Genomic DNA, 19,189 nt, shown 5'->3' with positions numbered 1-19,189 from the left:
GCCCGTCCCGTTTTTCCTTTTTTCCTATGCCATCAGGCGCTGTATGCATTTTCAGGAAAGACGGATTTGTGATATAGTGTGTCGTATGAAACTGAGGTGACTTCTTTGTTTAAAATGTTAATGCCCAAGCTGCGTGTAGACACGGTTTTTGACATTAATCTGGAAGAGCTGTACGCTCAAGGCTACCGTGGAATTATAACTGATCTGGATAACACACTCGTTGGAGCCAAAGCCCCTGACGCTACGCCCGAACTGATTGAATGGTTTGCACGTGTGAAAGAGGCCGGTTTCAAGCTGATGATTGTGTCCAATAACAATTTGAATCGTGTATCCCTGTTTGCGACCCCGCTGGATATCCAGTTTGTGCATAGTGCACGCAAACCATCGAATGTACCGTTTCGTAGAGCAATGAAAATGATGGAGTTATCTCCTGAAAAAACGATTGTAGTAGGCGATCAGATGCTTACGGACGTCTATGGAGGGAACCGAATGGGGTTATATACCGTTCTGGTACTGCCAATCTCCATTGGGGACGAAGGATTTATGACCCGCTTCAATCGGCGCGTGGAACGGATTGCTCTAACGAGTTTACGCAGGAAAGGCTTATGGCTTGAGGAGGAAAAGAAGAAATGACAGAACCGCATAACGGCAATCTTGCCGTAAGGTGCAGCGGATGCGGCGTGCATCTGCAAACAGAAAATTCGGAATTACCAGGGTTTATCCCCGAGAAGGCACTGGATCGTGAACCGGTTATATGCCAGCGCTGTTTCCGTATCAAAAACTACAATGAGTCATCATCCGTTACGGTGGATCAGGACGAATTCCTGGCGCTGCTTAGCAAAATCGGGGATAAGGATGCACTTGTCATCCATATCGTTGATTTGTTTGACTTTGATGGCAGTATTATCTCTGGACTGCAACGTTTTGTAGGCAACAATCCAGTATTGCTTGCTGTGAACAAAACGGACTTGCTTCCGAAAGTAACTAACTGGAATAAGGTTCGCAACTGGGTACAAAAGCAAGCCAAAGAACAAGGTTTGCGCACAGTGGATGTAGTCTTGTGCAGTGCGAAGCAAAATCAGGGCTTCGACCGACTGCTTGAGCTCGTGGGAACGTATCGCGAAGATCGTGACGTGTACGTGGTTGGCGGTACCAATGTGGGTAAATCTACACTGATTAACCGTCTGATCCGTGATTACAGCGATCTGGAGCAGGAACTGACCACGTCCCGTTATCCGGGAACGACGCTGGATATGGTAAATATTCCGCTGGATGATGGAAAATATATCATTGATACGCCTGGAATCGTGTATCCTTGGCGTTTCAGCGAGATTGTCTCACGTAAGGATCTTGCTGCCATCATGCCGGAAAAACCGCTTAAACCCGCTGTTTATCAGTTGAATTCCGGTCAGACGCTGTTCTTCGGCGGCATGGCTCGATTCGACTTTGTTGAAGGTGATCGCCAGTCGTTCACTTGTTTTATCAGCACTGCGCTTGATATTCACCGGACGAAGCTGGAGCGTGCAGATGACCTGTACCGCGACCACCTGGGAGAATTATTGTCTCCACCAACCCGTGAGGATGCAGCAGAAATGGCTGAATGGACCAGACATGAATTCCGCATCAAACGCGGCAGTCAATCGGATGTATTCATCTCGGGTCTGGGCTGGATTAAGGTAAATGGTGATGTTGGAGCACTGGTTGCTGTTCATGCGCCTAAAGGCATTCGTGTACAGATCCGCCCATCCTTGATCTAGTAATCTCAGAAGCTGTACATCAGATGGATCGGAGGCGGACCTATGTCTGAGCAGAACAAATTCAACTCTTCACTTCCCGTGTTGCTTGGTGTTATGGGTGATCCTATTGCTCACTCCAAGTCTCCGGCAATGCACAATGCGGCTCTGCAGGCTGCTGGAGTGAATGGAATGTATATGCCACTGCATGTTCATCCGGATCAACTGGAAGCGGCAGTTCGCGGAATTGTGGCACTTGGCTATCGTGGGGTCAATGTCACCATCCCGCACAAAGAGCAGGTGATGCAGTATCTGGATGTGATCGATGAAAGTGCTCGCCTGATTGGTGCGGTGAATACCATCGTCAATGAAGGTGGAACATTGACAGGGTACAATACCGATGGTATTGGCTATGTCCGATCACTGAAGGAAGAGGCTGTGCCGGAGCTTGCGGGCAAACGTATTGCTGTCCTGGGAGCAGGTGGAGCGGCGAGAGGCGTTATATACGCACTTGCACTGGAGAAGCCTGAGCAGATCCACATTCTGAATCGTACAGCGGACAGAGCTATTGCACTTGCTTCGGATTTACGGGGCCACGGCTTGGGAGAGATCTCGGGTAGTGGCATGGAAGACGCTGCGATGGTACTGGCTACGGCTGATATCGTTATTAACACAACGGCTGCCGGAATGCATCCACATGTTGATGACGTACCGGTTGATCCCACACTGATCCGTGAAGGAGCAGCGGTGAGTGATCTGATCTACAATCCGCTGGAAACCCGTCTGCTTCGGGAATCGCGATTACGCGGATGCACGGTGCACGGTGGTCTGGGTATGTTTGTATACCAGGGCGCAGTGGCCTTTGAGCATTGGCTCGGCATTCCGGCTCCAGTGGAGACGATGAGACGAGCTGTACTAAATAGTTTTGAAGTGTGAAAATAATAATTGAACGGTCAGGCCCGGACAGACTTTCAACTGTCAATCAGGGCCTGCTCAACATAAGGAGTATGGAGTATTCATGTTAAACGGTAAACAAAAGCGCTTTTTGCGGTCACAGGCACATCACCTGACCCCTGTATTTCAGATTGGTAAAGGTGGAACCAACGAGCACCTGTTCCGTCACATCGAAGATGCGATTGAGAAGCGCGAATTGATGAAAGTGCAAGTGTTGAACAACAATGACGAGGACAGAAAAGAGATGGCAGAAGAAGTTGCCCGTGAAACGGGAAGTGAGCTTGTACAACTTATCGGTAACACAATCATCCTGTACAAAGAATCTCGCGATAACAAACAAATCGAACTACCTAGATAAGGGAGCGTGACACGGGTGAAGATCGGTATCATGGGTGGTACGTTTGATCCGATCCACATGGGACACCTCCTGGCAGCAGAGGCGGCAAGGGATTCGCATGCACTGGATGAGATCTGGTTCATGCCTTCCCATGTTCCACCTCACAAGCGCGGAGCCGGAGCTTCGGGACAGCAACGTCTCGATATGACGGAAGCGGCTGTGAAGGGTGTGCAGCAATATGAGGTGCTGGGCATCGAGATGGAACTGGGCGGAGTGTCTTATACAATCGATACGATGAAGGAACTGTGGCGTCGCCATCCTGAACATGAATTCTATTTCATAATTGGGGCGGATATGGTGAACTATCTTCCCAAATGGGAGCAGATTGAAGAACTTGCCGAACGCCTAACCTTTATTGGGGTTGGTCGGCCGGGCTTCCAGTTACATCTGGATGATCTACCAGACGAGTTACAGGATCGGGTCCTATTAGCCGAGATGCCCTTGGTGGATATTTCATCGACAGCCGTACGCAGACGTCTAGCCAAAGGACATTCGGTACGCTTCATGATTCCTGATGAAGTGCACCAATACATTGTAAGGAGCGGTTTATATGGCACTAAGCCGTGATGAACTGATTCAAGCCGTATCCGGACAAATGCCGGAAAAACGCTGGAAGCATACACTGGGTGTAATGGAATCGTCAGTGATGTTGGCTGAAAAATACGGTGCTGATCCTGTGAAAGCAGATCTGGCAGCGATATTGCATGATGTGGCGAAGTACTGGCCCGTAGCGGAGATGGAAGCGGTCATCCGTGATAACGGATTAAACCAGGAACTTCTGCAACATGACAAGCAGCTCTGGCATTCCGAAGTCGGTGCTTTTGTAGCCAAGCGTGATTACGGTGTAACGGATTCCGAAGTTATTAATGCTATCCGGTGGCATACCTCGGGTCGGGTAGGCATGAGCTTGCTGGACAAAGTGGTATGTCTTGCCGATTACATTGAACCGGGACGAGATTTCCCGGGAGTGGATCACATTCGCGAACAGGCTGAACGTAGTCTGGAGGAAGGTTTAATTGCCGGATTCGATTCGACGATCAGCTTGCTGATCTCGCAACGACGTGTCATTTATCCTTTGACCATGCTGTCGCGGAATGACTTAATTGCACAATTATAGAGGTTGTTCAAAAAGTCCACTTTTGATTACGAAGGATCTTTTTGAACACACAAATATAGATTATGGAGGTTGGTTCATGACAGTATCATCGAAAGAACTTATGAATATGGCGGTTGCTGCCGCTGACGACAAAAAGGCATCCAATATTGTAGCGTTGGATCTGATTAATGTTTCTCTGGTGGCGGATTATTTTGTTATTTGTCACGGGAATTCCGATACACAGGTACAAGCCATTGCCACTGAAATTCGCAAACAGGCTCATGCAGCTGGAGCGACGATCAAAGGTATCGAAGGTATGGATTCCGCACGTTGGGTATTGATGGACATGGGCGATGTTGTTGTTCATATCTTCCACCGTGACGAGCGTGAATACTACAACATTGAACGACTATGGTCTGATGCCAAAGTGGTGGAAACTGTATGAGTTTGATTGCTGGAACAGTCGTCTCTTTGCCGGTTTCACGTGAAGTGTCTCCGTTTGGCTTCTTTTTGACGACAGGATCGGAAGATGTACTGCTTCACTACACCGAGTTAACACGGGATATTAAAATTGGTGAGACGCTTGAGGTATTTGTATTCTTTGATACCGAAGATCGTCTGGCCGTAACGATGAAAAAACCTTATCTCATGCTTGGCGAAATGGCACGACTGGTTGTGGCTGATGTTCACCCACGACTGGGCTGTTTCCTGGAAATGGGCCTTGGACGGCAATTGCTGCTTCCTATTCGTGAATTGCCTGAACTGGAAGAACTGCGTCCTCAAGTGGGGGATGAAGTCTTTGTAATCATGGAACATGACAAGCAGGGACGTCTGCGTGCCAAATTGGCCGGGGAACGTGAGCTTTCACCATTGTCTTTTCATGCGCCAACTTCATGGTTAAACGAGTGGGTTGAAGCGACGGTATACAAGCCACTGCAGATGGGTACTTTTGTACTTGTAGAGGGCGGTGTACTGGGTTTTGGCGCGATTGGTATGATTCATTCATCTGAACGTAGCCATATGCTGCGTCTTGGTGAGAAAGTTAAATGTCGGGTGACACTGGTACGTGAAGACGGACGTGTGAATCTGGCCATGACTCAACTCAAACAAGTTGGACGTAACGAAGATGCAGACAAGCTGCTCGCCTTTATGAAAGAGCGTCCTATGGGCGGCATGCCTTACTCAGATGCAACTCCACCGGATATCATCAAGCAGCGCTTTGGCATCAGTAAGTCTGCATTCAAACGTGCCTTGGGCAAATTGATGAAGGACGGATTGGTGGTCCAAAAGGAAAGCTGGACGTATCTGTCCGAATCTGCTCCTGCGGATCAAAGTGAAAACAAGTAATCTTCCTGATTAAATAGTTGTAATATGGAACTCGGATAAGCAGGGATAGGCTGGGTAAACACCGGATGCCCCTGCTTTTTCTTTTGTTATATAAATTGAACTAAACATTTACACGAAACGGAGAGGACAGAAAGAACCTGAAGAAGCGGAGCGTTCGCCTTTATCCCCGGGTTTAAACCTTTATAAAAGGAATAAAAAAATCTGGGGATAACAGCGATCGGAAGGTTGTTCTGTCATTGGAGTGTCCAGTGTAAATATTCTTTGGTTCAACTTATATAGATCAATTCGAAAATGAAATTGAAAGTGCGGTGCCTGACATGTCTTACCGGAAATTTGCCTATGTGTATGATGAATTAATGGAAGATATGCCTTATCCGGACTGGATAAGGTTTGCAAGAACAGCATGGGAACAGCATGGAATGCCCAAAAGTGTCGCTGAACTTGGCTGTGGAACGGGCTCGATTACGATCCCGCTCGTGAACTCCGGATTCGAAGTTACAGGCATTGACCTCTCATCAGATATGCTGTCGGTTGCACGTAGCAAGATGGAGGCTACGCCTCAGGGTCATCGCTTGTATCGGGAAGGTAGTGTACGTTGGGTACAGCAGGATATGCGGGACTGGCGAGTTCCGGAGCCTGTGGATTCGGTGATATCATTCTGTGATTGCGTCAATTATCTGCTTGAACAAGAAGATGTCGTTCGTACATTCCAGCGCACATATGAGATGCTGAAGCCTGGTGGAACGTTCCTGTTTGATGTGCATCATCCCAATACCCTTATTCGTTATGATGAGGAGCAGCCTTTCGTACTGGATGAACGCTCCGTATCTTATATTTGGACTTGTGGATTGGATCAAGATCGTTGTGAGATTGAGCATCATCTCAGTATCTTTTCACGTGTGGATGATGGTCGCAAGGATATGTACCAGCGTTTTGAAGAAGTTCATGTCCAGCGTGCGTATGATCCGGACTGGATGAAGCTGGAGTTGTCCAAGGCAGGCTTTAGAGACGTGAAGGTATATGCGGATTTTGAATGGAAAGAGGCCGGAGACAGCGCACAGCGCTTGTTCTACGTTGCTGTGAAGTAAGAGTGAATAATGAGAACTGTCCTTATGGTGCATAAGGGCAGTTTTTTTGTTTGATTTTTTATGGAGAATGAATAGCAATATTCTTAAATAGGGTAAAGGAATGCAAGAAAAGACATAACGACGTGACAAAAAGTATTGCCAGTTAAAGTAAGGGAGGCGATAATAGTCGGATAGAAAGCGTTTTCTAATTGAATCAATCAATAGTCAGGGTGAGGTGTAGACGTGGAAAGTACATATAAAACAAGACTCTCGTCAGAACAGTTGAATGCCATAATAGAGCAGCATTTCTCTGCAAGTATACAGGACTACAAGGAGATGGTGGATGGCTGGGCCAATCATGCATATCTCATTACATTGAGTGACGCACAGCGGGTGGTACTCAAAATTGCTCCGTCGGCTTCAACAAATCTGATGCGCTGTGAGCAGGATCTCATGATTGCCGAGGTTGAGGCACTACGCCTCATTACGGAACTACAGGATGTTCCCGTACCTAAAGTGCTGGCTTATGATGATTCATTAACCATTGCTCCAGCGCGTTATTTTATCATGGAGTACATGTCTGGAATACCCTATAATCAGGTCAAGGATCAGTATTCTGCGAAAGAGCAGGAAGCCATTGAACACCAGCTGGGTCGGTACAATCGTCGAATTAATGAAATCAAGGGCGAGCAGTTCGGATATTTCTCGGAGCAAAAACAGCGTTATTCCACATGGAAAGAAGCATTTATGAATCTGATAGATGACATTCTTACCGATGGGGAAGAAGCGGGGATTACATTTTTGATCGATTACCCTGAATTGAGATGCTTGATTGAAGAAAAATCGGATGTGCTGGACGATGTAAAAGAACCTGTGCTTGTCAGTTGGGATCTGTGGGATGGCAATGTACTAGTGCACGCGGGGCGCATCACAGCGATTATTGATTTTGAACGTTCACTGTGGGCAGACCCTCTGATGGAGCATTATTTCAGTCATTTTAACTATACTCCCGGTTTTGTGAAAGGGTATAGGCATGCGATTACGACTGGAAGTGAGCTGAAAAGAAGAAGTCTCTATGACTTGTACTTTGATCTGGTGCTGCGTATTGAGTGCGCTTACCGTCAATATGATAATCAGGAACATGTGAATTGGACCATTCATAATCTGGAGGAAGGCATCAAGCGTTTTCGTTTATCCTGAACAACAACGAGTGTTAATGAACGGTACGAACCGTGTGGCTTAAAAGGGTGATTATCACGTGTAATATTGACTTTGGGCTTGCTTTTTTATATAATGGTCCCGATATTGTATACATATTTCGATGATAAGGATCAGTAGTGATTCCTGTACATAACAGAGAGCCGGCGGTTGGTGCAAGCCGGTTGACAGTGATTTGCGAACTCGCCTTGGAGAAATGCGGTGATTACACCATTCTGTTTAACCTGCTTGTATAAAGCTTGGGTTCAGGAATGGAAATCCGCATCGGTTAACCGCCGTTACAGGTCCAAAGGGAGTGGATGACGAAGCACGTTCGTCCGCTAACTAGGGTGGTACCACGGGAATTCAACCTCTCGTCCCTAGCGCTGCAAACGCTACGGGATGCTGAGGTTTTTTTGTTGCAATTAAAGCTAAAGCGAATAACCTGAAGGAGGAACAATAGATGAGTGAGAATAACCAGCCGAAACACGGCTATCAGCCACAAGTCATGGAAAAAAGTTGGCAGCAATACTGGGATGCAAATAAAACATTTAAAACGGGTGAGGACCCGGTTAAACCCAAATTTTATGCACTGGATATGTTCCCTTATCCATCCGGTTCAGGTCTGCATGTAGGCCACCCGGAAGGATATACAGCAACAGATATCGTTTCCCGATACAAACGTATGCGCGGTTACAATGTATTGCACCCAATGGGTTGGGACGCATTCGGTTTGCCTGCTGAGCAGCATGCACTGGATACAGGTGAACATCCACGTCATATTACATTCCGCAATATTGATAATTTCCGTCGTCAGATCAAATCGCTCGGTTTCTCCTATGACTGGGATCGCGAGATCAGTACAACGGACCCTGAATATTATAAATGGACACAATGGATCTTTATCCAGCTGTACAATAAGGGCCTCGCTTATGTTGATGAAGTAGCAGTTAACTGGTGCGAAGCACTTGGAACGGTACTGGCTAATGAAGAGGTTATTGATGGTAAGAGTGAACGTGGCGGACATCCGGTTGTACGCAAACCGATGCGCCAGTGGGTCCTGAGAATTACCGAGTATGCAGAGCGTCTGTTGGAAGACCTGGAAGAGCTGGATTGGTCTGAAAGCATCAAGGACATGCAACGTAACTGGATCGGTAAATCGACAGGGGCAGAAGTTGTATTTGCCATTGAAGGTCGCGAGGAAGTCATCAAAGTGTTCACTACCCGTGCGGACACATTGTTCGGTGCGAGCTTTGCAGTACTTGCTCCGGAACATGAATTGGTAGAAGCAATTACAACTGATGACCAACGTGAAGCTATTCAGGCTTATCAGGAGCAGGCTTCTCGTAAGAGTGATCTGGAACGTACGGATTTGGCCAAAGACAAAACAGGTGTATTCACTGGCGCTTATGCAATCAATCCCGTTAATGGCGCGAAACTGCCGATCTGGATTGCTGATTACGTTCTTGCAGGTTACGGTACAGGTGCGGTTATGGCTGTTCCGGGTCATGATGCACGTGACTGGGAATTTGCGAAGCAGTTCGGTCTGGATATCATCGAGGTTATTCAAGGTGGAGACGTTACACGAGAGGCGTATTCGGGTGATGGCGCGCATGTGAATTCCGATTTCCTGAATGGACTGAACAATGAAGAAGCGGTTGCCAAGATGATTGCTTGGTTGGAAGAGAACGGAAAAGGACAAGGGAAAGTAACCTATCGTCTGCGCGATTGGCTGTTCAGCCGTCAGCGTTACTGGGGTGAGCCAATCCCGATTCTTCATCTGGAAGACGGAACGATGAAGACAGTACCGGAGGATCAACTTCCACTGCTGCTGCCTGATATCGACCAGATCAAACCTTCGGGTACTGGAGAATCACCACTGGCGAATGTTACGGAGTGGGTGAATACGGTAGATCCGGAAACGGGAATGAAGGCACGTCGCGAGACCAACACCATGCCACAATGGGCGGGTAGCTGTTGGTATTACCTGCGCTTTATCGATCCGCACAATGACAAGGAACTGATCTCCAAGGAGAAACAGCAGCAGTGGCTGCCAGTTGATCTGTACATTGGCGGAGCGGAGCACGCGGTACTTCACTTGCTGTACGCTCGTTTCTGGCATAAAGTGCTGTATGATCTGGGTGTTGTGGATACAAAAGAGCCTTTCCACAAACTGGTGAACCAAGGTATGATCCTGGGTACGAACAATGAGAAAATGAGTAAATCCCGTGGTAATGTCATTAACCCGGATGAAATCGTCAATGAATTCGGTGCCGATACATTGCGTCTGTACGAGATGTTCATGGGACCATTGGAAGCGACAAAACCGTGGAATGCGAACGGGGTTGAAGGCATGTACCGCTTCCTGTCACGTGTATGGCGTCTCTTCATTAACGAAGATACAGGAGCCATCAATGACAAGATTACGGTGGATGGTGGAACGGACGAGTTCAAGCGGACTGCTCACAAAACGATCAAAAAAGTTACGGAAGATCTGGAACACCTGCGCTTCAACACATCCATCAGCCAGCTGATGATTTTCATCAACGATGCATACAAAGCCGATACACTGCCTTGTGAAGCGATGGAGAACTTTGTACAGCTGTTGTCACCACTGGCACCACATATGGCAGAGGAACTGTGGAGCCGTCTGGGTTATGAAGGCGGAATCTCTTACGTGGCTTGGCCTGAATATGATGAGTCCATGACGGTGGATGCAGAAGTAGAAATCGTTGTTCAAGTAAACGGTAAAATTGTAACTCGTGCTACGATCGCGAAGGATCTGGATGCACAGGGTATGCAGGACTTTACAATGGAGTTGGCACCTGTTAAGCAGGCGCTGGAAGGCAAGACCATTCGCAAGGTCATTGCCGTTCCAGGCAAACTCGTTAATATTGTTGCCGGTTAATCTCGCCGGCTCGGAATAGTTCATCCAGTTTTAACAAATCTTCATCATATTTGTCATGTGTCGTGTGGATCAGGCTGTCGAAAACGCCGTCGAGACTAACCTTCAGTAGTGCAAGTGCCTGAGCGGTAATACCACCAGGTACAGCGACACGAGCCTGAAGCTCTTGCGGCGTGTATCCTCCTTCGGTGAGCAGCTTGCCTGTTCCCAGGAGCATTTCTCCTGCCAGAGCACAGGCATCTGCCCGTTTGATGCCTGTCAGCTTCACGGCGCTTTCGATCCACTGTTCCAAAAAGAACGATATGAATGCAGGTCCGCAGCTAGAGAAGTCGGATGTGATTCTTGTACAGGCTTCATCCACCTGGTACGGCCTGCCTATGTGACTGAGCAGACTTTCCAACACAGCGCGGTCTTCACTGGTCATTCGTTCGCCATGTATGCAGAGGGACGCTCCACTGCCGACTTGGTGTGTGACGCTGGGAATTACCTTGGAGACTTTGCAAGGAAGTGAAGATTCCAGATGTCGCAGCTGCACGGGACTGGTGATCGAGACAATTATATGATTGGGATTCACGACAGGCAGGATGTCGTCAATGACATGTTTGAATTCAAGCGGCTTCACGCACAGGAAGATGATATTGCTTCGGATCACCGTTTCCCGATTGCTCTGGGATTCATGCAGACCGGGGTAACGGAGGGATAACTGACGTACTTTGGACGGGGTTCGATTGCTGGCGGCGATCTGCCGGGGCTCGAGTGCACCCGATTGGATCAGGGCATAGATCAACAGGCTGCCCATGCTGCCGGTTCCGATAAATCCAACCTTCATTGTTTCAGGCCTCCTTTCATGCTTTACGGTACTGGCGCAGTTCATTCCCTCTATTCTATGCGTGAGGACCTGTTTCACATGACATGAAAAATGCATAACTTGTTTCATCAGGAAAATTCAACGGTTCGGAAGCACCGCCCGTGTTCGAAATGAATGATTTTGAATTCAGGGAGAGGTGTGGAAGAATGAGATGGAATAAAGGAATGACCATCGCTGCTGCGGTGGTTGGAAGTATACTTATATTATGGTCGGGCAAAAGTGAACAACCACCTAGTGGCTGGGAACCCTTGCAGCTCGGCACCGAGAAGCCGACGATAGAGCAGGAACTCCCTGCTGTACTGTCGGCTAATTCGGTTCAGGGCAATACAGGAGCATCTTCAGGATCGGATGCAAGTGGAATGCAGACTGGGAATGATGCAAAGGCAGGAGAGTCTAAAGAGCTTTCGAGCGTTGGGGTTGAAGGTGTTTCGGGAGTTCAAGCTCCAAATCAGACGAATGATAATCCACCAGACACCTCAAATTCGATTGAACCAGTTGCGCAAAGTACGAACTCGAATCCTTCGGTTACCTCCGAGACGGCTTCGAACAGTAATGCACCTGTAGTTCGTGAGGAATCTGGTGACAGTGGGAAAATTGATGTGAATACAGCGCCTGTCTCCAAGCTTACAGAGCTTCCCGGAATCGGAGAGAAGAAAGCTCAGGCTATTTTGGACTATCGGAATGCACACGGTCCTTTTGCAAAAGTCAGTGATCTGACGAAGGTCAAAGGAATCGGCATGAAGATGCTTGAGAAGATGGCACCGTATGTGCAGATCCGGTAATATTAGAATAAAAATTGTGTTGAGCGGGAGGAAAGCAGCATGAGTACAGTAGAGGTACGCAAGGACTGGGACACGTATTTTATGGACATCGCATATATGGTCTCGACCCGTTCCCGCTGTTCGCGTCGTCACGTGGGTTCCGTTCTTGTTCAGGGAAAGAAACTGCTGGGAACAGCCTATAATGGTGCACCCACTGGCGTCCCGGATTGTTCTGAAGCAGGTTGCATGATATCGGAAGAATATGAGTTGGTCGTGACTGATGGTCAGGAAGAAATGGTCAAAAAGCAACGCTGTATTCGCACAATCCATGCGGAGCAAAATTTACTTTTATTCACAGATCGAATTGACCGGGAAGGCTCATCCGTGTATGTGACCGATGAACCGTGCTGGACATGTGCCAATATGCTGGCGAATAGTGGGATTACAGAAATCGTCTTTCATCGTTCTTATCCTAAAGATACCGGCAAGGTTACTAACATGATGCAACAGAAGGGCATAACGTTCCGCAGACTGGAGAATTATCAGCCACCGCGGGAAACGATGATGACTGTGAGCAATTAATGTAAATATGATCGAATACGTGAGGGAGAACCTCCGGCAAGCCTGAATTGGCTTTCCGGGGGTTTTTCTGCGTTCAACGGGTGAAATGAAGGAGGGGTAGAAATGAAAGGCAGACCGTTACTAAGTTTTACGATTTGTTGGTTGTGCGGGAGCGGGATAGCATGTGCGTTAACAGGCTGGACGTTAATCTGGGGAATGATTGGAGCGCTGGCATGTCTGCCGCTTCTACTTCGTTTCATAGATGTACGTGGGTGGTCTATTTTATTTTTACTCGCTGCCTTTATTGGAGGTGTTGCACATTGGGAATGGAATGATGCACGCAATCATAGCAGTCTGTCCGAGACTACTCATATCTCTACTAGAGAGTTGGACGGCTTGGCAGCCAAAATTCAGGGTGAGCTTGTGTCAGATGTACGTATTGATGGAGATCGGGCAGACTTTAAGATACAGATGTCTACAATATTGCCCATATCGGATTCATCAGCAGATACAGATCTGGCAACATCATCTGCATTCAAAATAGATGAACAATTAATGGTACAAGTCAGACTGGTGGAGGAAGAAGAACAACAGGTAGCAGCAGACTGGAAGAGGGGCGATTCCATCACGCTTAATGGTTCTTTTAGCCTTCCTGGGGAAGCCAGGAACTTCGGTGGGTTTGATTATCGCAGTTATTTACGAACCCTACATATCCACTGGTTGTTCAAAGTGAAGGGAGCCAGTTCAGTAACAGCAGCTCCCCCCGAAGGGCTTGGACAATTTAACGTACTACGATGGACGGATTGGACGAGGCATACGTTGGGTTCGGCGGTCGAGCATTTATTTCCTGAGCCTCATGCGGGATATATGAAGGGTCTGATTATCGGGATGGCTAATGATATCGATCCAGGCACCTATGGTCAGTTTTCACAACTAGGTTTAACGCATATTCTGGCAATCTCCGGAACCCATGTCGCTGTATATGTTGCTTCGCTGCTCCTTATTCTATCTTGGCTAAGGCTTACCAGAGAAACGGCACTCACGATTGTTCTGATCCTGGTGCCAGCTTATGTACTGTTATCCGGTGGTTCACCTTCAGTGATTCGGGCAGGAATTATGTCCATGATTGGGTTGTATATGGCACGTCGTGGCCTCGCCAGAGACGGCCTTCAGATGATCAGTGCAGCAGCATTATTGATGATGTGGTGGGATCCGTACTTTTTGCTAAGCGTCAGCTTCCAGTTATCCTTTCTCGTGACCGCAGGTTTGATGATCTATATGCCATTGATTAACCGGCTGTTCAGAAGCTGGCCTAAATCTCTGGCTGCAACGGCCTCGGTTACGGTGACCGCTCAGCTGATTTCTTTTCCAGTAACCATTCTGTACTTCAACCAGTTTTCCTTACTCTCATTTGTAGCTAACTTTCTGCTGGTTTCTTTGATCAGTGCCATTGTATTACCTCTTGGGACGGTCGCCATGCTATTGTCATTCATATGGATTCCCTTGGCGAGACCTCTCGCATGGATTGCGATTCAACTGAACCAACTGACATTTGTAAGTGTAGAGTGGATGAACAGCCTGCCAGGTTTTGTGTTGATCTGGGCAACACCTTCCTTGTTGTGGATTTCCGCATATTATGCCGTGCTGTATGCCTTACTTTACCTGTTGCATCGTGGCAATGGTGAGCAACGAGAAACAACGTTTATTGAGGAGGATACGGCTCCTCTTGTGAGGCGACAACCTTCTGTTGCAATCAGAAATATGGGCATTCGCTCTTCAATATCTAGGGTGGCACAGGATCAAGGTAAGAAGCGTGTAGATGGAAAAGAAATTTCATTAACGACATTAGGAGCCAGTATTGTCTGGCCGGAATATACAAGTGCATTTACTGCACGTGGTGCAGGATATTATGCACATGAACGAATGAGTAAAGTTCAGCGATGGATGTGCGGGCTGCTTGCGCTCAGCTTTGTTGCTGGATTGTGGTGGGCATATCAGACTCCCCAGCCTGCTGGAACTGGTATCGTGCAGTTTTTGGATATTGGACAAGGGGATAGCACGTTGATTACAACGCCGGAAGGCAAACATATTTTGGTGGATGGCGGAGGCACGGTGAGCTTTGGAAACACCGAACAATCCTGGAAAACAAGGCGTGATCCGTATGAAGTGGGAGCGAAGGTCGTGGTTCCTCTATTGAAAAAGAGAGGCATCCATCAATTGGACGCTGTCATTGTAACGCATGCCGATCAGGATCATGCCGGAGGACTACAGGCTGTGCTGGAACAGATTCCGGTTAAACGTTTCATGTTTAATGGCACAACCAGTGGTAAAGAAAAATTTGATAAATTACTGGACACAGCCATGGAACGGAAAATTCCTCTATACGCCATTCAGCAGGGAATGTCCTATAAGGCTGATAAGGAGACGAGTCTACATTTTATAGCTCCAGATCTGGCGCATATGGAAGTAGAAGCTTCAGGCAGTTTGCCTGTGTCTGAACACCAGAATCATGATTCAGTTGTCTTTTTGCTAGACATGGCTGGCACTTCCATGTTGTTTACTGGCGATATGGATGCTGCGGCCGAGCAGGACCTGCTCTATATGATTCAGGATGGCTCATTGGCGGCCCAGTTTGAACAGAAAGGTGTAGATATTGGAGTTACAGAGGGAGTTGTGCAAAGGGTACTTACAGGCCTGTTGTGGGACAATTCAAATGATTCTTCAGCATCATCTATCTCCATTGACGTGTTAAAGGTCGCTCATCATGGTAGTAAAACGTCGTCCACCGAAGCTTGGCTCCAATACTGGAATGCCAAAACCGCCGTGATATCTGCCGGTGTTAATAACACATATGGGCATCCCAATCCGGGAGTGATGGAACGTTTGGAAGCTACCGGGTCAGAGATCTATCGGACGGATCAGATGGGTGAGGTTCAGATGAGAGTGAAAGATGGAAAGATTGATATTCGGTACAAGTTGGTTGGAGTTGAGTGACGGCAGGCAATCTATTTATCGGTGTGAAGATGAGTGAAGAAAACTCCGATTTAATACCAACTGGAAGGTTAAAAAGACAAGAGAACATACAACAATGTGGATAGTTTGAGCAGAAAAAGTATTGAAGTTACGTGTAAATATCGAGTAGATGATCCCACCTATGAAGCCTAATAGACCATATGCGGCAATAGCAACGAGCAATCTCATATACGTATTATCTTTTTTTCTGTATAAAAGTAATCCATCCACCAATATAGAAAGGGGCGTAAGTAAGAAAAGTAAAATAGCAAGGTTAATCAATAATCCAACCGCAAATTTATACCCGAATGAATAATAGTAAGTATTTTCTAATCTTTCATCTATAGGGACATAGTGATATATCCCCATTGCAAGTGAAATGAACACTGCAGTTAATACAGCTGCAAGTATTTTTCCACGTGGCCTAATGATTCTATGGTTTTTTGTCATTATGAGCATTAACCTCCATCTTGAATAATTATATTTAACAACAGATAGGCTAAGGTAACTACTATATTTTAGCATACACAGACTGAGAAATAATTAGTGAGGGACATTGATCGGGTAAGTACTTGTTTGACCGATAACAGAAAAAAAGTCGTTCCGCTGCGAACGACTTCTTCTTGAATTGCATGATAATAACATATTCCAATCGTTATGCGCTGTCAGGATACTTCGGCTGTCTCTTAGGGAAGGTGACTAGGAAGGAATTACTCTCTTGCTTTTGAGATACTAATCGGCAAGCTAATTATAGTTGCGCTGAATAAATTGAGTATGTGATCAATTTGATCCCAACTTTTATGACCTATTATCATATTAAATGCAATGAATAAAGCACTACTGAGTAGAAAGAATCCCAGGAAGTATTTGAAAAATATTTTTAGATTCATTTAGTCTCCCGCATATCCATTTATAGTTTTGTTAAGGTTGCACGTTCTATTTCGTTTGTAATATGTTTTCTATTTTAGATTATTAAATGCAATCATTTGTTTTTGGTTTATTATATATATGTAAAAATATGTTTTTAGTTACGGATTTGATTAATGTTATGTGATTTTTGTTGCAGGATTATGGTTATTTTTACTGAGTGTTAGTTAGGCCCACCTTGAAGAAGGGCTAGAAATACCTAGTGATCGTAGCACTATACATAATAATGAGGGGATCAAGAAAATGGAACTTGTAGAAATGGCACAAAGTAAAAGTAACAGTAATGCAACTCAGAAGTTTAGAGTGAAATGGATTAGAAAGGCGATAGCTCTATGCATTGGACTTTTAGTTATCGGTTTGATCGCAGGACAGTCCTCCGCTTAGGCATCATCTGGATCGGGTAGCTCCATCATTTCAGTTCTTGACCGGAATGATTATTTACTCGATGATGGTACACTTTGGTCTAAAGGGACCGTAAGTGGAGTATGGACACAAAATCGAAAACTGATCGGTATTTCAAAATCAGACGACCATTCCATCTATGGTTGGACTGCCGATGGCCAAGTCATTCGGTGGGATAAGAACAATGCACATATACCAGTAACGAAACAATTCAATGGTGTGATTAAGGTATATGGCCATGGATGGATTCAGCTTCAGGATGGGAACCTTTATAATTTTGATGATCAGGCTAAGGTTTTGGAATCGATTATCGATGCGGATTCTTATTGGAGTAGTACTGGAAGCGATTCTTCTTATAGCGCATTATCTTCATCAGGAGATATATATTATGACAAATACAACAAAATACGTAGAGCAGGAAATGTACCTGATGGTATAGCGATTGCAACGAATGGTGTTTACGCAGCAGTGCTGAAAAATGATGGCTCGGTAGTGATTGTAAGTATGCTGTATGAGGATGACTACATCACGGTTGCGAATAATGTGCAATCTTTGATTTGGTGGGGTGGGACGCATAAGCTGCTCACGGTGAAACAGGATGGAACCGTCTGGAGCTACGATCGAACTGCCAAATATAAGGGCGAGCAACTGCCGGGTTTAAGTAACGTATCGCGGATGGTGTATGCGCCTAATCTGGATGAGCTATATGCACAGTTACAAGATGGATCATGGGCTACATATGATAATGGAAAGTTAACTCCTCTATCAGCTCCCGCCTTAAATCAAGTGACACTTACGGCATCTTCCAAGGAAGCTAATATTGGGGATACGATTACCCTTACCGTTCAGGAGAATTATAGTAATGGTTTCAAGAACAAACGTGCGCCATTGCCTGAAGAACTTATAGTGGAGCAACCGCAAGTTGCACAGATTCAGGCAGGAGGCAAACTGAAGGTTACGGGCATGGGAACAACCAAAGTGGCACTGAAGATAGGAGATTTGGCTTCAAGTCTTCAACTGAACGTGGATTCACAGCAAAAGTTAACAGGCGCCACTTTGTTGGATGGAAATGTATACTTGCCAGTACAGTCTGTGTTCAAAACTTTGGGAGCCAAAATTGATGTCAAAGGCTCATCTTTTGAAATTCAATTTGGAGATGACAGTATTACTTTGAAAAAAGGGAGTGCTGTTGCGCGATTAAACAACAAAGAGTTGAAGTTGAAAGGGAAAGTACAAACCATTGGAGGACAAACTGTATTTCCTGCGGACTTGTTAAGACAGGCTGCGGGTATTCAGGTTCGATGGGATGCTGAGCTAAAGCAGGCCAAGGTACTGGTTGGAAATTCTTCTATTCTGGTGGAATCGAAGGATACACTTGCACTGATCAAGAAAAAAGAGCTGGGGAATCTTGCTCGCTTCATTGGCAAGTCCTACTGGATCAACAGTGATACGAGTTTAGGGCAACGTTTCAGTAAAGTGACCATATTAGATATCAAAATTGAGAAGATTAAATACGGTGATCGAAGTTACTCTATTATCTTCCGTAATGCAAAAGGAAAAACCGTTTCTGCTTACGCAGGAGGTGCACCTTCCAGTGTGACGGAGATGCTTGCCGATTCCAACCAATTCTTCTCTTCTGATCCGTATAAGAAATACAATTGGTCCAAGTCCACTTGGAATAAAATCATTGCTGGAGAAGTAGCTTTAGGAATGAACATAACTCAGGTGCACCTTGCATGGGGAGATCCATCGAGCATTACGTATGAAACGAGTTCAAAAGGCAAAATCGAGGTTTGGGTGTATGCCAGCTCCGCAGGCATAAGAGCTTTAGGGTTTCTCAATGGCAAACTGATGGCGATTTACTGATGAATATACTAATTAATCACTTCAACTGATTGCAAATTACAGCACAGCACAAAAAAAGCCCGCTTTCCGTTACACTCCACGAGGGAGAATATCGGA

General features: G+C 46.2%; 17 protein-coding genes and 1 other annotated feature. Of the genes, 15 read left to right on the top strand and 2 right to left on the bottom strand.

The window, feature by feature from the left end:
* Positions 1-105 precede the first annotated feature (105 nt).
* The 11 genes from MHI06_RS20985 to leuS all read left to right on the top strand — a co-directional run bounded on the left by MHI06_RS20985 (position 106) and on the right by leuS (position 10,699).
* The gene (locus tag MHI06_RS20985; protein WP_062835565.1) at positions 106-633 is read left to right on the top strand and encodes a YqeG family HAD IIIA-type phosphatase; all 528 of its coding nucleotides are present in this window, start codon (positions 106-108) and stop codon (positions 631-633) included.
* Entirely contained in the window at positions 630-1,757 is a 1,128-nt protein-coding gene (gene yqeH, locus MHI06_RS20980) for a ribosome biogenesis GTPase YqeH (RefSeq protein ID WP_169481204.1), read from the top strand. Before MHI06_RS20985 ends, yqeH begins: the two co-directional genes overlap by 4 nt.
* Positions 1,758-1,799: 42 nt before the next feature.
* Positions 1,800-2,669 (top strand): shikimate dehydrogenase, encoded by an 870-nt coding sequence (gene aroE / locus MHI06_RS20975; protein WP_340398965.1) that lies wholly within the window; start codon positions 1,800-1,802, stop codon positions 2,667-2,669.
* Between the two features lie 82 nt (positions 2,670-2,751).
* Positions 2,752-3,045, top strand: a complete 294-nt coding sequence (gene yhbY / locus MHI06_RS20970; RefSeq protein WP_017687186.1) for a ribosome assembly RNA-binding protein YhbY — start codon at positions 2,752-2,754, stop codon at positions 3,043-3,045.
* Positions 3,046-3,060: 15 nt separating this feature from the next.
* Positions 3,061-3,651 carry a nicotinate-nucleotide adenylyltransferase gene (locus tag MHI06_RS20965; RefSeq protein WP_074095918.1) on the top strand — a complete coding sequence of 197 codons (591 nt, stop codon included), beginning with the start codon at positions 3,061-3,063 and terminating at the stop codon, positions 3,649-3,651.
* Positions 3,635-4,201, top strand: coding sequence for a bis(5'-nucleosyl)-tetraphosphatase (symmetrical) YqeK (yqeK, locus tag MHI06_RS20960; RefSeq protein ID WP_169481202.1), 567 nt, complete (start codon positions 3,635-3,637; stop codon positions 4,199-4,201). Before MHI06_RS20965 ends, yqeK begins: the two co-directional genes overlap by 17 nt.
* A gap of 76 nt (positions 4,202-4,277) precedes the next feature.
* Complete coding sequence (gene rsfS, locus MHI06_RS20955) at positions 4,278-4,625, top strand: ribosome silencing factor (protein ID WP_036615136.1); 348 nt, start codon at positions 4,278-4,280, stop codon at positions 4,623-4,625.
* The gene (locus MHI06_RS20950; protein WP_036668546.1) at positions 4,622-5,527 is read left to right on the top strand and encodes a S1-like domain-containing RNA-binding protein; all 906 of its coding nucleotides are present in this window, start codon (positions 4,622-4,624) and stop codon (positions 5,525-5,527) included. The genes rsfS and MHI06_RS20950 overlap by 4 nt, the downstream gene beginning before the upstream one ends.
* Positions 5,528-5,844: 317 nt before the next feature.
* The gene (locus tag MHI06_RS20945; RefSeq protein ID WP_169481201.1) at positions 5,845-6,615 is read left to right on the top strand and encodes a class I SAM-dependent methyltransferase; all 771 of its coding nucleotides are present in this window, start codon (positions 5,845-5,847) and stop codon (positions 6,613-6,615) included.
* Between the two features lie 222 nt (positions 6,616-6,837).
* The gene (locus MHI06_RS20940; RefSeq protein ID WP_340398964.1) at positions 6,838-7,794 is read left to right on the top strand and encodes an aminoglycoside phosphotransferase family protein; all 957 of its coding nucleotides are present in this window, start codon (positions 6,838-6,840) and stop codon (positions 7,792-7,794) included.
* Between the two features lie 112 nt (positions 7,795-7,906).
* Positions 7,907-8,176: a binding site (T-box leader), on the top strand.
* Between the two features lie 78 nt (positions 8,177-8,254).
* Positions 8,255-10,699 (top strand): leucine--tRNA ligase, encoded by a 2,445-nt coding sequence (leuS, locus tag MHI06_RS20935; RefSeq protein WP_340398963.1) that lies wholly within the window; start codon positions 8,255-8,257, stop codon positions 10,697-10,699.
* Here leuS and comER read toward each other — a convergent pair.
* Positions 10,680-11,525, bottom strand: a complete 846-nt coding sequence (gene comER / locus MHI06_RS20930) for a late competence protein ComER (protein WP_036615122.1) — start codon at positions 11,523-11,525, stop codon at positions 10,680-10,682. The two genes, leuS and comER, sit on opposite strands and share 20 nt — an antisense overlap.
* Positions 11,526-11,710: 185 nt before the next feature.
* On the opposite strand from comER, the gene MHI06_RS20925 reads away from it, so the two are divergent.
* The 3 genes from MHI06_RS20925 (at position 11,711) to MHI06_RS20915 (ending at position 15,880) form a co-directional block, all read left to right on the top strand.
* Positions 11,711-12,346, top strand: coding sequence for a helix-hairpin-helix domain-containing protein (locus MHI06_RS20925; protein ID WP_340398962.1), 636 nt, complete (start codon positions 11,711-11,713; stop codon positions 12,344-12,346).
* 39 nt (positions 12,347-12,385) lie between these two features.
* Positions 12,386-12,907: a deaminase gene (locus tag MHI06_RS20920; RefSeq protein ID WP_169481197.1), complete on the top strand. Its 522-nt coding sequence runs from the start codon at positions 12,386-12,388 to the stop codon at positions 12,905-12,907.
* Between the two features lie 102 nt (positions 12,908-13,009).
* Positions 13,010-15,880, top strand: coding sequence for a ComEC/Rec2 family competence protein (locus MHI06_RS20915; protein ID WP_340398961.1), 2,871 nt, complete (start codon positions 13,010-13,012; stop codon positions 15,878-15,880).
* A 15-nt stretch (positions 15,881-15,895) separates the two neighbouring features.
* Here the strand turns inward: MHI06_RS20915 and MHI06_RS20910 are convergent, their stop codons facing one another.
* Positions 15,896-16,348: a hypothetical protein gene (locus MHI06_RS20910; protein WP_340398960.1), complete on the bottom strand. Its 453-nt coding sequence runs from the start codon at positions 16,346-16,348 to the stop codon at positions 15,896-15,898.
* Between the two features lie 1,176 nt (positions 16,349-17,524).
* Here MHI06_RS20910 and MHI06_RS20905 point away from each other — a divergent pair.
* A complete protein-coding gene (locus tag MHI06_RS20905; RefSeq protein ID WP_340398959.1) occupies positions 17,525-19,093 on the top strand; it encodes a copper amine oxidase N-terminal domain-containing protein in 1,569 nt (522 codons plus the stop codon).
* The last annotated feature ends 96 nt before the right edge of the window (positions 19,094-19,189 follow it).

The organism is Paenibacillus sp. FSL H8-0079 (genome assembly GCF_037991315.1).
Taxonomy (GTDB): Bacteria; Bacillota; Bacilli; order Paenibacillales; family Paenibacillaceae; genus Paenibacillus.
This window is presented reverse-complemented; position numbering and strand designations above follow the sequence as displayed.

Coding starts and splice junctions, on each gene's coding strand:
- MHI06_RS20950 (WP_036668546.1), top strand. CDS start 4,622: ATGAGTTTGATTGCTGGAACAGTCGTCTCTTTGCCGGTTTCACGTGAA.
- MHI06_RS20945 (WP_169481201.1), top strand. CDS start 5,845: ATGTCTTACCGGAAATTTGCCTATGTGTATGATGAATTAATGGAAGAT.
- MHI06_RS20925 (WP_340398962.1), top strand. CDS start 11,711: ATGAGATGGAATAAAGGAATGACCATCGCTGCTGCGGTGGTTGGAAGT.
- aroE (WP_340398965.1), top strand. CDS start 1,800: ATGTCTGAGCAGAACAAATTCAACTCTTCACTTCCCGTGTTGCTTGGT.
- MHI06_RS20920 (WP_169481197.1), top strand. CDS start 12,386: ATGAGTACAGTAGAGGTACGCAAGGACTGGGACACGTATTTTATGGAC.
- leuS (WP_340398963.1), top strand. CDS start 8,255: ATGAGTGAGAATAACCAGCCGAAACACGGCTATCAGCCACAAGTCATG.
- yqeH (WP_169481204.1), top strand. CDS start 630: ATGACAGAACCGCATAACGGCAATCTTGCCGTAAGGTGCAGCGGATGC.
- yqeK (WP_169481202.1), top strand. CDS start 3,635: ATGGCACTAAGCCGTGATGAACTGATTCAAGCCGTATCCGGACAAATG.
- rsfS (WP_036615136.1), top strand. CDS start 4,278: ATGACAGTATCATCGAAAGAACTTATGAATATGGCGGTTGCTGCCGCT.
- yhbY (WP_017687186.1), top strand. CDS start 2,752: ATGTTAAACGGTAAACAAAAGCGCTTTTTGCGGTCACAGGCACATCAC.
- MHI06_RS20915 (WP_340398961.1), top strand. CDS start 13,010: ATGAAAGGCAGACCGTTACTAAGTTTTACGATTTGTTGGTTGTGCGGG.
- comER (WP_036615122.1), bottom strand. CDS start 11,525: ATGAAGGTTGGATTTATCGGAACCGGCAGCATGGGCAGCCTGTTGATC.
- MHI06_RS20910 (WP_340398960.1), bottom strand. CDS start 16,348: ATGACAAAAAACCATAGAATCATTAGGCCACGTGGAAAAATACTTGCA.